We start from the raw sequence: 14,676 nt of genomic DNA, 5'->3' as shown, positions 1-14,676 counted from the left end.
TGTTGAATTATAAATAAAAAAGATACTTTTTAAGAGCCAAGAGCACAACAGAACTAAAAACATCGAGCTAGCGAGATTACCTCAATACTCACTACTAACATCTCAACACTAAATAACCAATGAATCTCAACTTACAACATAAAAATGCACTCGTTTGCGGAAGTACTCAAGGAATTGGAAAAGCGGCTGCAAAAGAATTAGCAACACTTGGAGCAAACATAACGTTAGCTGCTAGAAATGAAGAAAAACTACAACATGTGCTAGCCGACTTAGACACTTCAAAAGGACAAAAGCATAGTTACATTGTAGCAGACTTTCAAAATCCTGAAGCTTTAGGAGAAAAAATTACAGGATTTATCTCAGAAAATCATACGTTTCATATTCTTATAAATAATACTGGTGGACCAGCTGGAGGACCAGTTTTTAGCGCAAAAATTGAAGAATTTGAACGTGCATTTACACAACACCTAAAATGTAATCACATCTTAGCGCAAAGTGTTGTAACTGGTATGAAAGAAGCTGGTTATGGCCGCATTATCAATATTATTTCTACTTCAGTAAAACAACCGTTGGATGGTTTAGGAGTTTCTAATACCATTCGTGGAGCTGTTGCCAATTGGTCAAAAACGTTATCAAACGAACTTGGACAATTTGGAATCACTGTAAACAATGTATTGCCAGGTGCAACGGCAACTGAACGTTTATCAGAAATCATTAAAAACAAAGCTGCCAAAACAGGAAAAACAATAGATGAGGTAAGTGCCGCGATGAAAAATGCAGTACCAGCAAAACGGTTTGCACAACCTGAAGAAATTGCCAATGCTATAGCGTTTTTGTCAAGTGAAGCAGCATCTTATATCAACGGAATCAATGTTCCTGTTGATGGAGGACGTACAAAATCACTGTAAAAATGATCATGTTTCTTCAGTAAATACTACTATAAAACCAAAATAAGCTACATGAACAGAGGATTAATGCGAAGTATTTTTATATCCTACCTTATTGGCGCGCCAATAGGAATTTTTGTTGTAATCGCGACACTCTTAATTCCTCCTTTTTTAGGCTCAGGAATTTTAACAATTGGAATGCTAGCTGTATATGGGTTGCCAACTGTTGGACTTGTATTAGCGTTTCTTATTGCACTAGGCGTTGGAGGAAAAATAGCTTATGAAAATATTAAAAGAAGAAAATCATTGTTGCTAACTTCTTTTATATACTCAACAGTTGTAAATGTAATTATCTGGACAGTATTCTGCTTTATTCTAATCTTAACTTTTGAAGAAGAAAAAGCATTGGTACTATTTCCTGCAATTGTAGCTTTCTTTGTGTGTATAATTCTCACAACATTTTCAATCGGATTATTGATTTCATATGTGATCAAACGAATTTACATCAAAGCAAATGAGCCTGAAAATAGAATGATGAATACTGCATATAATTAAATGCAATATTTTATGAATATAATTATTGTATAAGATAATTTACATTAAAAAAAATCCTACATACTAGAAAGTGAAACTACGTGAATTTAACATTTTTTTGCTCGTTCGTATATGAAAGTGTTAAAAAATTCTTAAATTGAAAAACTAATAAACTATTTTATACAGTGTAAAACCTTGTAAACTAATAACTAACCATAATGAACAGAAGAAACTTTATTGTATCCAGTGTAATGGGCGCAGGTGCGCTCTCAATGTTCCCAACTTCAGCCTTAGCTAATAACAACGGTATTTCCCTAACAAAAATTGGAAAAGGATTTGAGCGCTTACTCGATAGTGTAGATCAAATGTCTATTTCAAATTTATCAAGCGGAGTTGCAAAAACACACCAACGATTGGTGGCTGCATTAAATGAATCAGGGTATGCATACAATGCTACTGAAGTTGTAAAACTAAGCAATTCATGTTATGCTATTCCACTTCACAAAACGCCTATATTAGGTTTTGAAAGTAAAGAATTGGCTTTAATTGTTAAAAACAATGGAGCTAGTAAGTTTTACATTTTAAATGAAAAATTAACAAATGAATTTAGTGGTTTGATTGATACTTTTAGTCAAAATGCTGAATCACATGAACTCGATTTAGATGCAGCTTCGTTTGCATTTCCTGTAAAAGTTGTAAAACAACAACAAGGACGCGAAACTGTTTTTACTTATGAAAACAAGTTCGAAAACACGATTGCATTAAAAAGTACTCGAAAAAAATCAGAAGTTCATTTAAGCTAATTACTGCCTAAAAATAAACATATATAGATTCCAGTCTTTCTGCTTTTAGCATATTAAAAGTTATGAAGGCTGGTTTTTTTATGCGCTAAATTTATGTTTTCAAAAAAATTAAAATTTAAAAACATAAATACAATACACTATATAAGAAGAAATAGTATTTTTATAGGATTAATTTGCGTGAAGGATTGATGCGGCATCCTTTATAAAACCTTTAAATCGTAATTACGAGGAGAAAACGACGAAGTAATCTGATTATTTAATCTACAGATTGCCACGAATTTTGATAAAATTCTCGCAATGACAGCATTTTTATAAAGATATAGCGGAAAGCCTGACCGGCAAGTGTACACTACGGTACTTGAAGTGAACATTTGGAGGGCACGCCCAAAAAACAACCCAGCTTTGAAACGAAAACTGCGTATTAACGGACATTCACATTTGTTACCTTATCCAGAACAGATTCCTCAATTTATGAAGGATCAAAAGATTTTTTGGGTAGATGATGAACGTAAATATATGTTGCAAGAAGGATGGAAACGTCCTGTGACCGATTCTAGTTTTTTCTTAAATGAAAAGTTAGAATGGATGGAGCATAATAAAATTGACCATGCAGTAATTTTGAATCTTTCACAATTGTACGGAAATGGTTTGCGTTTGGAAGCAATGAAACATGCGTTGCGTTTTCAGAACGATTTTAATGCAAAAGTGCAACACGATAATCCGTCAAAATTTACTTGTGGATTTGTAGTGCATCCAGGTTTTATACATGGTGCTTTGTGGGAAATAGAACGTTGTGTAGAGCAACTTGGTTTGAAAGTTTTATGCTTACCAACACACTTTATGGATTCTATTGGACAATGGCGATCTGTGTTTGATGAAGAAAATGATCCAATTTTTGAATTGGCAAATAAATATAAATTAGCGATTGAAATTCATCCGTATGATGGTGATAAAATGATCAAATTACAAAATGTAAATTGGCGTTTTCACCTTATTTGGATGTTAGCACAATGTGGAGATGCATATCATTTTTATACATTGAACGGAATGCAAGAGCGTTTTCCAAACATCAGAACGTGTTTTGCACATGGTGGACAATTGGCACAAATGAACTTGGGAAGACGTATTCAAGGATTTGATGGACGACCAGATTTGTTTGAAGGAAAAGTGCATCCGAGAAAAGCGGTTGGACATCCAAATATATATTTTGATACGTTAGTACATGATACAGATTCGTTTAAATTGATGGTTGAACGTCAAGGGAACAGTCAAATTCTTATGGGATTAGATGATCCGTATCCTTTAGGAGAAATGGAAAGTGATGCACAATCGTCGTATCCTGGAAAACTATTGGATTTAGCGATGGAACGCGATATTATTGACCAAAATCAGTATGATAATATATGGGAAGACAATGTATTACGATGGTTGTTTGGTGATGATAACGCTGCAAAGAATGACTTGGTTCGTAAGATTATAGAAGGATAATAGATGACCGATGTAGCACAATTTCATAATCTAGCACATATTTTTATTTCCTTTATTGGAGCAATTTTGTTATTGGCAATTTACTCGAATATTCGGAAGCGTTTTCGTCAGATTTTAGAAGAAGACGAATCGCAAAAACGTGTTGATAGTGGATTGTTATACTTAAGTCTTGCCATGTTTGTTTGGGTAGGTTCTGGAATTTGGGCATATGTTTCGCAACGATTTGAGTTTTCGGATACAATGATCTATCAAATTGGTGTCAATCTACTTTCGATTATCAATAATCTATTCTTATTATTGGCACTGTTCTATTTTTATTACGCACCAAAATTTATCTATAACAATACAAAGAATGTAAAAATCATTATCGGAATTATCATTGCAGTGACTTCTATTACGTTATTAATGTCTAGTATTTTCGGAAATGATAATGTATATCATAATATTAAACTCAATGCAATTCCAGATTTAGTTTTATCAGGTTTTCTATGTTTTTTATTATTAATTTCTTTTTACAAAACCTTTGTACATCGTGGTTTAAAGATTGTTGCAACGATTTCTGTAATCATTATGATTTTGATTTTCGTATCGCAATTGCCAGAAATATTTTTAAGTTTTAATGATGAATTTGCTACCTATTTGATCAAGATTATTGCGAAAACATCTTTAATTTCTTTATTCTTAGTATTGGCGACAAGTTGGGTAATTCAATTAGCAAACACGCCACGACCAAACGAAATGCGCATTAAGTTTTTAGATTGGTCGCTGATTCAATTAAGCATTCCATCAAAAAATATCAACAATGCACACGTTGATTTTGGGTCAAAAACGACACAATATAAAAACCTATTAAAACTTGCCATTCGTCGCGAATTTGGAAATGGTGATTCGCAAAGTATTTTGGTGAGTTCGGCTGGCGAAATAAAAAACCAAACCTATCTGACTAGAATCATTGAAAATATCAATGAAATTTTACAACTAGAAACGGATCAACAATTGGAACGTAGAGACTTATTTACGTTTTTGGGCGAAGGAAAATATCGCTTGCGTATGATTCCCGAAAATATTAACATTGACGAAGGCTTGTTACATGAGTTTGTGCAAAGCGCTGAAAATGATCAATATAAGTCTATTTGTAATTAATTGTGTTTCAGGCACAAATCCACACAACTTATTATTTTTTGCTATACTTAACGACACGACTTTTATATAAAAGGTAAGCAGTACACATTTGTATTCTATTAAAATTTAATACAATATATATGACACCTGCAACTGCTTCCGACACACGATTCGGACATCCAAAAGGATTATTTTACTTGTTTTTTGCTGAACTCTGGGAGCGTTTTTCGTTCTACGGAATGAAAGCATTATTGATCTTATACATGACCAAACAGTTATTGTTTAGTGATGATATGTCTATCGGAATTTTTGCTGCATATATGTCATTGGTATATGTAACGCCAGTTTTAGGAGGAATTATTGCCGATCATTACATTGGTTATAGAAAAGCAATTTTCCTTGGCGGAATTCTCATGGCGTTAGGACACTTTTTCTTAACGATAGAATCGCCAATTTTCTTTTATGGTTCTTTGGCGCTGATCATTGTTGGAAACGGATTTTTTAAACCAAATATTTCCACATTTGTTGGAGCATTATACAAAGAAGAAGACAAACGACGCGATTCAGGCTTTACCATATTTTACATGGGAATTAACATTGGTGGCGCAGTTGCTCCATTGTTATGTGCTTGGTTTGCAGAAGTATATGGTTGGCATTATGGCTTTATGTTGGCAGGAATAGGAATGTTAGTTGGATTGTTTTATTTCTATAGAGGAACGAACAAAGATGTGTTTCAGGACAAAGGAAATGTGCCTGATCAGAAAGTATATGACGAGAAGTTTTTAGGAATGAACAAAGGACAAGTAGTAACGCTTGGCGCTTTTTTGGCAGTTCCTGTATTTGCAATTATTGTAAAATACAATCAATATGAACATTACATTGTTTGGATTGCTACAATTGCGATTACAGCCATGATGATTTACATTTATCGCTCTGTGGGAACCATCGCGCGAAAGCGATTATTAGTGACAGCATACTTTACAATTTTAATGTCTTTGTTCTGGGCAATTTTTGAACAAGCAGGAAGTTCATTGACACTTTTTGCAGATAGAAATATTAACCTTATCGGATTAAATGCGGCACAAACCAATAGTATCAACTCAGGATTCATCATTTTGTTAGCAATTCCGTTTTCATGGTTGTGGACCGTATTGATCAAGAAAAATAAAAACCCAAATTCAGCCATCAAAGCAGGTTTAGGTTTGTTTCTTTTAGGACTTGGATTTATTGTCTTTGCAATGTCTGCAAACTCTGTAGATAGTTTTGCCAAAACGCCAATGTGGTATTTATTTGTTGGATATTTTATTTTGACAGTAGGAGAGTTGTGTATTTCTCCAATTGGATTGTCTAAAATGACAGAACTCTCGCCAAAAAAATACTTGGCATTTATTATGGGAGTTTTCTTTTCAGCTTCCTTCTATGGACATTTCTTTGCTGGAAAGATTGCAAAGCTAACAACCGTTTCAAGTACGGAAGAAAATATGTTTTCAAGCGGAATTTTTGGAAGCATTACAGAAACCGTCACAGGATTGACACCAAGTTTTTCTGGTGGAAACCAAGCAGCATTTGAACAATTATACCAATATGTCTCTGTATACGCTGTTTTTGGTGTGCTTACAGCAGCTATTGGGATTATTGTCATCATCATATCACCTTTTGTTAAAAAGTTGATGAGCGGCGTTCATTAATCAAAAAGCGAAAGATTGTTTTAAGAAGTTTCAAGTTGTTTTTACGCTGTTCGCAATGATTTTTTGAAACAGTCTTTATAATTATTTGTTAGTAATCTAGAAAAGCCTCACAATTGTGAGGCTTTTTATATTCAACGAACTATTTGTGCTGAATTACTTCTTCACAATAAGTTTTGTATATGTATTTCCAGTAGTACTTTGTACGTTTACAAAATAGCTTCCTGTTTTTAATTCTGAAATATCAATTGCGTTTTGATCAACGTGCATTGTAAACGTTTTTACTTGTTGACCAACCAAATTATAGATAATTACACTTGAAAGTGTTTGCTTAGATTCTATTTGTAGTTTTCCAGTTGTTGGATTTGGGAACATTGAAATTGTAACTGCAGTATTAAATTCATCTGTACTCAATGCAGGACAATTAGTATCATAACTAGCTGTAGCATCTTTTGTCCAAGACGATTGACTTTGTGAATAGGCAGCGTCATCTACGTTGATGCAGGTTAGGTTTGGATTTTCAATTGCATTGAATAATGTAATACTCGTATTTGTTCCATTTTTCACATCTAACCCAGTCAAAAGATTACCTCTACAAAATACACCTGTTAAGTTTGTATTGGTACTCAAATCTAAAAAAGTAAGTTGATTAAAAGCACATTCTACTCTTTCTAATAATGGATTATTACTTGTGTCTAAATAATTCAATTGATTAGAGTCAATATCTAACCAGTCTAAGTTGGCGTTTAAACTTAAATCAATGAAAGTAATTTGATTGTTATATATTAATAGTTCTTCTAAAAGTAAATTGTTAGTTAAATTTATAGATGCAAGTTGATTATAACCTATAGATAATCTTTTTAAATTAGAAAGTTGAGAAAGATCAATTGTTGTTAAATTATTGCTTGCACAACGAACCCATTCTAAATTTGAGTTGTTACTAAATGTTAAAGTTGTCAACTCATTGAAGTTAGCATTTAGTATATTCAGATTTGTATTTGTACTTAAATTAAGTTCAATTATATCGTTACTATTACACTCTAATTGTATTAAGTTTAAGTTTTGACTAACATCTAGTTCTGTAAGATTGTTATTTACGCACGTTATAAATTGAATATTAGTAAATGAAGCAATTCCTTCTAAAGAGTCAATAAAATCGGAATCAAGGTCAAGTCCGAGTACTGCATTTGCTTCCATAAGATCAATTTCTCCATCATTATTAGTGTCAGCATCTCCATCAGGAAGTGTATCTCCATCAAAATCTGCGCAATAGTGTGTTAAAAGTGCATTTTTAAAATTTGCATCGGGAATATTAATTATTTGTGCAAAAGTGAATTGTATTACAAATAATAGAATAATAGAAAGGTAACTTTTTTTCATAGGTAAAATGTGTTTGTGTATTTGTACAATTAATTAGTGTTTGGCTTTTAAAAAATTGTTACACTTTTGTGGGAAAAATATTTTATTGGAGGAGTAATAATACAGCGAAACTATTAAAAAATATATAGATAATACAATAGAATATAGTATGATTCCGTGAATTATAATAGTTTTAACGATATCGAAATAATGATTTACAATAGTTTAATAGTAGTAATGATTTGTAGATCAATCATTTGCATGGTGAAACTGTATAGAGCCAAAAAAGCCCCACAATTGTGAGGCTTTTTCAAGATTTAGAACTATTACTTTGATCCGAATTACTTCTTCACAATAAGTTTCGTATATGTGTTTCCAGTTGTACTTTGTACATTCACAAAATAACTTCCTGTTTTTAATTCACTAATATCAATTGAGTTTTGATCAGCCTGCATTTTAAATGCTTTTACTTGTTGACCAACTAAGTTGTACACAATTACTTGTGAAAGTGCTTGTCTTGACTCAATATGTAATTTTCCAGTTGTTGGGTTTGGATACATTGCAAAGCTAGTATCTTCAACATCAGTTGTACCTAAAGTATTTGTAATGGTCATCATAGTTGATGCTTCATACAAGTCACAATCACCAACTGTATGTGTAATTGTATACACTCCATCTGAAGACATTGTTAAGTCAATTTCTCCTGTAGTTGGATCAACTACTAATCCTGCTGGATCTACTGTAAATACTCCAGTTACTCCTGTTGTTCGTGTTGGAGTAGGATTAGGATCTGCAAGGTCATACATATTAGAAGCATACATAAAGTTTGCAAAATCATTGTAATGTAAGTCGATATAGTTTTTAATAACCGTAGCATAATCATCTGCAAAAGGAACTAAGGTTTGCGGTCGTGTATCATATACATTTCCATTGTAGGTTCCTAAGTCACGGACACGCCTGTTTACTTCGGTCATAATTCCGTCAATGGTTCCACCACCACCAAGTCCATCACTTGCAGTTGGTCCAGATCCGTGACGTCTGTTATTGTAGAAATCTCCATCAAAATAATCATTTGTAAATGGTCGTGTATCATCACAGGCATTAGAACTTCCTTGGTCAAAATCACTTGGAAGTGTACGGTAACCACTTGTTACCGCACAACCAGAATATCCTTGTGCGTTGTAAAAAGCGCCACCAGTATCTTTAAAAATTCCACCTAAACTATTTGGACCTCTAACGAGTTCTTCTTGCGTTAAGTTTCCTAAATTATTACTTACCAAGTTTGTAATGGTAGAGTTTGAAACTCCATTTAAGTGATTTGCAGTTGTGTTATTTAAATCGGAAGCAGAAATATTATATCCAGCTTCAATTCTTGGAACACTGTGGCTTTGTCCGTGTAAGTCTATGTATAAACCTTTTCCCCATTTGTTCATTACATCTGTGCTTGCATCATCAATAAAGTTATGGAAAGCATTCCAATAGAATAAAGCATCTGCATCTCCACAAGTTGCTTCATTTTGCTCTCTGTTTGGATCTAACTTGCTTCTGTGTAAGTTACTTATAATAATATATGGATAACATCCTGTTTGTTCGAAAACCGATTGTTGTATTTCACGAATTAAAATTTCTGTGTTATCGTCTCTTTCAACGCTTCCACCACAATTTCTATCTGGTAAAGCACTATCATTGTCAGGATAAAAAGTTCCTCCAATCGTTTGTCCAGATTGTTTTACGCCACCGTGTGGTGCAGAAATAATGATTGGCATGTTTCCAGGAATGTATTCAATATACTCGTTTCCACTTGTGTCAAATTGTGAAACTCCAGGGAAAGGTGGTGGTGGTGGTGCAGGCTCTTCTAAAGCAAAATATGATGTTTGTGAAATTTCAACAGGATTTCCTGAACCAACGTTATTAGAGAAATCTCCATTAAAAGTAAAAGCTGTTGCTCCATCAGCAGTAATAGTTACACTTCCGCCACTATTCCAATCATCACCATAAAAATCATATAGAATTACATAGTATCCAGATCCTGCAGGGACATTGTCATCTACAGAGTAACTTACTGCAGTTGTAGTTTCATTATATGCAGCATTACCATTGCCGTCAAAACCATTGTCAACTGTTTGTAACAGCATACCACTAGGACTGTATAATTCTACTTTGTTTTCAGATGACCATTGTGGCCAGTCTACGGTTATTATAACATCAACATTCTGAGCAATACTAGTTGTACTCAGTAATAAAAAAAGCGCAAAAATACTTTTGAAAAAGGGAAAAGTAGTTTTTTTCATAGTCATTTATATATTAAGTAAGATTTATTCGGGTACGATTTAATTTATTTTCCTTACAATTGTGCAAAGGATCATAAACCATTAACAATAATACGATAAAAGGTATAAAAAACCGACGAAATGAGCGATAATTATTTTAAAACCAACAAAGAGACATGGAATAAAAAGGTTGCCATTCATGCAAAAAGTGAGATGTATGATATGGAATCTTTTAAAAAGGGAAAATCATCTTTAATGAAATACGAATTAGCTAGTTTAGCAGATGTAGCTGGGAAATCATTATTGCATTTACAATGTCATTTTGGACAAGATACGTTGAGTTGGGCTCGAATGGGCGCAAAAGCAACAGGAATTGATTTATCAGATGAAGCGATCAAACTAGCAAAATCATTGAATGCGGAATTAAACTTAGATGCAACATTTCATTGTTGTAATGTGTTTGATGTAAATGAACACGTAACTGATACATTTGATATTGTCTTCACGAGTTATGGCGTCATTGGTTGGTTGAACGATTTACATAAATGGGCAAACATCATTGCTTCGCGACTAAATGACGGCGGAACGTTTTATATGGCAGAATTTCATCCCATAGTGTGGATGTTTGATTATTTGCAAACGCCACCAGTTTTAAGATATGCGTATAGTCAAGAAGAAGTTATTTATGAAGAATATGAAGGAACATATGCTGAAGATGGAGAAACTAAAATGACAAGCAAGGAATATGCTTGGAATCATGGAATGAGTGATGTAATCAATGCGTTAATAGAAGCCGGACTCACTATTGACTTTTTAAACGAACATGATGCATCACCATATGATGTATTGCCAAACCTAATCAAAAATGATGAAGGTTTATACGAAACAAAAGATAAATTGTATCCGTTGATATACGAATTAAAAGCCACAAAAAAACCTCGCTAAGTAGCGAGGTTTTTTTATTTATACTAGTTTGGAATTAAAACTTAGCGAAAAGTTTTTCCATTTTTGCTTTTTCTTCTTCAGCTAACGCAGGATCTACTAAAATACGACCACTGTGCTCATCTGTAATAATCTTTTTTCTTGAAGCAATTTCAACCTGTACTTGTGGTGGAATTGTGAAGTATGAACCTCCAGAAGCTCCTCTTTCGATTTTTACAACTGCTAAACCGTTACGTACATTTTTACGAATACGCTTGTAAGCTGCTAATAATCTGTCTTCGATTAGTTTTTCGAACTCTCCAGATTTCTTTAAAAGAAATTCTTCTTCTCTTTTTGTTTCTTCAAGAATATCATTCAATTCAGCTTTTTTGTGCTTTAAATGAGATTCTCTTAAGTCTGCGCGTTCTTTCGTTTGTGCAATAACATCTTTCTTTTGGTCAATAGAAACCTTAAACTCTTTGATGTGCTTTTCAGCCAATTGCATTTCTAACTCTTGGAATTCAACTTCTTTAGATAAAGCGTTGTATTCTCTGTTGTTACGAACATTCTTTTGTTGCTCAGTATATTTCTTGATTAAGGTCTTAGCCTCTTCAATAATATTCTTTTTGTTTTTGATGTTATCATCAATCTGATCAAGGTCACCGTGAAACTTTTCAAGTCTAGTGTTCAATCCAGTTACTTCGTCTTCTAAATCTTCTACTTCTAATGGAAGTTCTCCTCGTACATTTTTAATCTCGTCAACACGAGAATCAATTAGTTGTAAATCAAAAAGCGCGCGTAATTTTTCTTCAACCGTAACTTCTTTCTTCTTTGCCATATTTATGAATACTTGATTGGATTTGTATTTTCTCCTGATAAAATGAATGCAAAATTAGGAATTTTTTTCGTAAGATACTCAAATAAAAGATTTTTTGTGTACTGTTCACTTTCATAATGACCAATATCAGCTAACAAAATAGCATTTTCTGCCTTGTAAAAATCATGGTATTTTAAGTCTGCTGTCACATACGCATCAACTCCTGCACGTTTCGCATTCCCAATAGCAAAACTTCCGCTTCCACCTAAAACTGCTACTTTTTGAATCATTTTTCCTGATAATTCAGAATGTCGCACCACAGGAACGTTCATTTTTGTCTTCAATAAAGTCATAAAATGAATTTCAGTAATTGGTTTTTCAAAGGAACCAATCATGCCCATTCCTATATGTTGATTTGTATTTTCGAGTGTTGTAATTTCATAAGCAACTTCTTCATACGGATGTGTTGCATGCAATGTTCTAATAACTTTGCTTTCTAAATGCTTTGCAAATGTAATTCCAAGTTGTACTTCTTCTTCAAAATGCGTTTCTCCTTTTTTACCAACTACTGGATTTGAAACTTCATTTCCTTGAAAACTTCCGATTCCATCAATATTAAAACTACAATGATCATAATTTCCAATATTTCCAGCACCAACAGCAAACAATGCATTTCGAACTTCTTCTGCATTTTTCTTTGGAATAAATGTCACTAACTTTTTAATAGTCCCTTTTTGTGGAATTAGAATAGATTTATCGGTCAAGCCTAATTCGTCACACATACGATCGCTGACACCATTCCACGAATTATCGAGCGCAGTATGCATGGCATAAATAGCAATATCATTCTTAATAGCTTTCAAAACGACACGTTCTACATACGTTTTTCCTGTGATTTTTTTTAAGCCAGAAAATATAATTGGATGAAAACTCACAATCATATTACAGTTATTCTCAATAGCTTCATCAACCACATTTTCTAGTGTGTCTAAAGAAATTAGTACACCAGAAACTTCTTGTTTGTTAGAACCAACTAACAAACCAACATTGTCAAAATCTTCGGCATAGGCGAGTGGGCATAATTCTTCAATGTGTGAAATAATATCTTGAACGATCATTTTATCTTGCATTTTTATCAAATATAGAAATAAGGACTAAAAAATCACATGATAAAATTCAAAAACAAGCCTATTTAGAACGCTTACGAATTTGTAACTACGCTCACGAAGTATTTTGAGCAACTTTTCCATGATTGACTTACTTTAAATGGATTAACCAATTAATTATTAAAATCATGAAAATAAACATGTGTACGATCCTGCTTTTACTGTTTACTACTTTTATGTTTGCACAATCGCGGCGTGGAATTATTCCTATTGACGACAATCGATTGTTTAAAGTCGTTTTGGAAATTAATGAAAACAATGTGTTATCGCGAAGCAATGAATACTTTAGAATGCAAGCGGTGAAAGTTGTGAGTGAAGAGCGCGTCAGTGATGATGAAGAAATTCAGGCATTTAAAAGCTTTTATTATATTGTAATTGCTGATTTTGAAGAATCGCCACAAGGCAAATTATATCAAACGGAAAACCTAATTTCTCCAACAATTTCTGTCTATCCAGATAGTTATCGGTTTTTTAAAATTTTAATCACGCATGGTGAACAACAAGAAAAACAATTGGTTTTGTTTGCGTCTAATGAGAAGATATATGTTAAAAAGGAATGATTTTTAGTATTTCAATTCCTTAAAAAAGTATATTTTCGCTTTTATGCGACGACTTCGACTTCTATTATTACCTTTCTCTATACTTTATGGAGTAATTGTGTTTGTGCGCAATTGGATGTTTGATAAAGGCATTTTGAAATCAACTTCGTATGGTTTTCCAGTGATTTGTGTTGGAAATTTAAGTGTCGGCGGAACTGGAAAGTCGCCAATGATTGAATATTTAATTCGATTGACGAAAGACAACTACAAAGTTGCAACATTGAGTAGAGGTTATAAACGCAAAACGGAAGGTTTTTTAGTCGCGAATACGGAAACAACAGCCGCTGATATCGGTGATGAACCATTGCAGTTTTACAGTAAATTTAAAGATGAAATTATAGTTTCGGTAGAAGCACAGCGCACTGTTGGAATTGAAGCATTGCAAAGTTTGCCAAACAAACCTGAAGTGATTTTGTTGGATGATGCGTTTCAGCACCGAAAAGTTACTGCGGGTTTCAATATTTTATTGACGCCTTATCACGATTTGTATGTGAATGATTTTATGTTGCCAGCTGGGAATTTGCGTGAACCACGTTTGGGCGCAAAACGCGCAGCTATTATTATCGTAACCAAATGTCCACAAGAAGTTTCGGAACGTGAAATGCTTCAAATCACAAAGAAGTTACGCCCAAAAGCACATCAAAAAGTATATTTCACAACGATTGCTTATTCTGAAACAATTCAAAGTGAAACAGCAACCATACAATTATCTTCATTAAAACAAGAAGAATTTATTTTGGTAACAGGAATCGCCAACCCGAAACCATTGTTGCAGCATTTAAACGATCAAGGATTATCGTATACACATCTAAAATATCCAGATCATCACCATTTCAGCGAAAGCGAAATTAATACCATTAAACAAAAAGCAGGAACTAAAAAAATACTCACTACGGAGAAAGACTTTATGCGTTTGCAAGGAAGTTTGGACAATTTGTATTACTTGCCAATTAAAGTTTCGTTTTTGGCGGAAGAAGCAGGTTTTCAAGAAAAAATGAGTGACTTTATAGCAAGCAAATTGTAGT

At 33.4% G+C, this 14,676-nt stretch carries 13 protein-coding genes; 9 read left to right on the top strand and 4 right to left on the bottom strand.

From position 1 onward, the window contains the following. Positions 1-119: 119 nt before the first annotated feature. The 6 genes from ACUUYC_RS01350 to ACUUYC_RS01325 all read left to right on the top strand — a co-directional run bounded on the left by ACUUYC_RS01350 (position 120) and on the right by ACUUYC_RS01325 (position 6,522). A complete protein-coding gene (locus ACUUYC_RS01350; protein ID WP_474263017.1) occupies positions 120-908 on the top strand; it encodes an SDR family oxidoreductase in 789 nt (262 codons plus the stop codon). Positions 909-959: 51 nt separating this feature from the next. Further along, positions 960-1,442: a hypothetical protein gene (locus ACUUYC_RS01345; protein ID WP_474263015.1), complete on the top strand. Its 483-nt coding sequence runs from the start codon at positions 960-962 to the stop codon at positions 1,440-1,442. A 197-nt stretch (positions 1,443-1,639) separates the two neighbouring features. After that, positions 1,640-2,224, top strand: a complete 585-nt coding sequence (locus tag ACUUYC_RS01340; protein WP_474263013.1) for a hypothetical protein — start codon at positions 1,640-1,642, stop codon at positions 2,222-2,224. Positions 2,225-2,626: 402 nt separating this feature from the next. Further along, a complete protein-coding gene (locus tag ACUUYC_RS01335) occupies positions 2,627-3,712 on the top strand; it encodes an amidohydrolase family protein (RefSeq protein ID WP_474263010.1) in 1,086 nt (361 codons plus the stop codon). A gap of 3 nt (positions 3,713-3,715) precedes the next feature. Further along, positions 3,716-4,855, top strand: a complete 1,140-nt coding sequence (locus ACUUYC_RS01330) for a hypothetical protein (protein ID WP_474263008.1) — start codon at positions 3,716-3,718, stop codon at positions 4,853-4,855. 119 nt (positions 4,856-4,974) lie between these two features. After that, a complete protein-coding gene (locus ACUUYC_RS01325) occupies positions 4,975-6,522 on the top strand; it encodes a peptide MFS transporter (RefSeq protein WP_474263007.1) in 1,548 nt (515 codons plus the stop codon). Positions 6,523-6,675: 153 nt separating this feature from the next. Here the strand turns inward: ACUUYC_RS01325 and ACUUYC_RS01320 are convergent, their stop codons facing one another. Further along, complete coding sequence (locus ACUUYC_RS01320) at positions 6,676-7,899, bottom strand: T9SS type A sorting domain-containing protein (RefSeq protein ID WP_474263005.1); 1,224 nt, start codon at positions 7,897-7,899, stop codon at positions 6,676-6,678. Between the two features lie 320 nt (positions 7,900-8,219). Further along, the gene (locus ACUUYC_RS01315) at positions 8,220-10,169 is read right to left on the bottom strand and encodes a T9SS type A sorting domain-containing protein (RefSeq protein ID WP_474263004.1); all 1,950 of its coding nucleotides are present in this window, start codon (positions 10,167-10,169) and stop codon (positions 8,220-8,222) included. Positions 10,170-10,289: 120 nt separating this feature from the next. On the opposite strand from ACUUYC_RS01315, the gene ACUUYC_RS01310 reads away from it, so the two are divergent. Further along, complete coding sequence (locus ACUUYC_RS01310; protein ID WP_474263002.1) at positions 10,290-11,093, top strand: class I SAM-dependent methyltransferase; 804 nt, start codon at positions 10,290-10,292, stop codon at positions 11,091-11,093. 34 nt (positions 11,094-11,127) lie between these two features. On the opposite strand, the gene ACUUYC_RS01305 is transcribed toward ACUUYC_RS01310, so the two are convergent. Both ACUUYC_RS01305 and ACUUYC_RS01300 read right to left on the bottom strand, forming a co-directional pair. After that, on the bottom strand, positions 11,128-11,907 hold the full coding sequence (locus ACUUYC_RS01305; RefSeq protein ID WP_474263000.1) for a zinc ribbon domain-containing protein: 780 nt from the start codon (positions 11,905-11,907) through the stop codon (positions 11,128-11,130). Between the two features lie 2 nt (positions 11,908-11,909). Next, positions 11,910-13,004, bottom strand: a complete 1,095-nt coding sequence (locus tag ACUUYC_RS01300; RefSeq protein ID WP_474262998.1) for a Nif3-like dinuclear metal center hexameric protein — start codon at positions 13,002-13,004, stop codon at positions 11,910-11,912. A gap of 176 nt (positions 13,005-13,180) precedes the next feature. On the opposite strand from ACUUYC_RS01300, the gene ACUUYC_RS01295 reads away from it, so the two are divergent. Together ACUUYC_RS01295 and lpxK are read left to right on the top strand one after the other, a co-directional pair. After that, complete coding sequence (locus ACUUYC_RS01295; RefSeq protein WP_474262996.1) at positions 13,181-13,612, top strand: hypothetical protein; 432 nt, start codon at positions 13,181-13,183, stop codon at positions 13,610-13,612. A 43-nt stretch (positions 13,613-13,655) separates the two neighbouring features. Next, complete coding sequence (gene lpxK, locus ACUUYC_RS01290; RefSeq protein WP_474262994.1) at positions 13,656-14,675, top strand: tetraacyldisaccharide 4'-kinase; 1,020 nt, start codon at positions 13,656-13,658, stop codon at positions 14,673-14,675. Position 14,676: the final 1 nt, after the last annotated feature.

The organism is Kordia sp. E, assembly GCF_056033805.1.
Note: the sequence above shows the minus strand (reverse complement) of the source record. Positions and strands in the feature narration are given on the sequence as shown.

What these genes read in the sequence shown, in the direction of transcription:
- lpxK (WP_474262994.1), top strand. Translation starts at nt 13,656, where the DNA reads ATGCGACGACTTCGACTTCTATTATTACCTTTCTCTATACTTTATGGA.
- ACUUYC_RS01330 (WP_474263008.1), top strand. Translation starts at nt 3,716, where the DNA reads ATGACCGATGTAGCACAATTTCATAATCTAGCACATATTTTTATTTCC.
- ACUUYC_RS01325 (WP_474263007.1), top strand. Translation starts at nt 4,975, where the DNA reads ATGACACCTGCAACTGCTTCCGACACACGATTCGGACATCCAAAAGGA.
- ACUUYC_RS01320 (WP_474263005.1), bottom strand. Translation starts at nt 7,899, where the DNA reads ATGAAAAAAAGTTACCTTTCTATTATTCTATTATTTGTAATACAATTC.
- ACUUYC_RS01350 (WP_474263017.1), top strand. Translation starts at nt 120, where the DNA reads ATGAATCTCAACTTACAACATAAAAATGCACTCGTTTGCGGAAGTACT.
- ACUUYC_RS01315 (WP_474263004.1), bottom strand. Translation starts at nt 10,169, where the DNA reads ATGAAAAAAACTACTTTTCCCTTTTTCAAAAGTATTTTTGCGCTTTTT.
- ACUUYC_RS01300 (WP_474262998.1), bottom strand. Translation starts at nt 13,004, where the DNA reads ATGATCGTTCAAGATATTATTTCACACATTGAAGAATTATGCCCACTC.
- ACUUYC_RS01295 (WP_474262996.1), top strand. Translation starts at nt 13,181, where the DNA reads ATGAAAATAAACATGTGTACGATCCTGCTTTTACTGTTTACTACTTTT.
- ACUUYC_RS01305 (WP_474263000.1), bottom strand. Translation starts at nt 11,907, where the DNA reads ATGGCAAAGAAGAAAGAAGTTACGGTTGAAGAAAAATTACGCGCGCTT.
- ACUUYC_RS01345 (WP_474263015.1), top strand. Translation starts at nt 960, where the DNA reads ATGAACAGAGGATTAATGCGAAGTATTTTTATATCCTACCTTATTGGC.
- ACUUYC_RS01310 (WP_474263002.1), top strand. Translation starts at nt 10,290, where the DNA reads ATGAGCGATAATTATTTTAAAACCAACAAAGAGACATGGAATAAAAAG.
- ACUUYC_RS01340 (WP_474263013.1), top strand. Translation starts at nt 1,640, where the DNA reads ATGAACAGAAGAAACTTTATTGTATCCAGTGTAATGGGCGCAGGTGCG.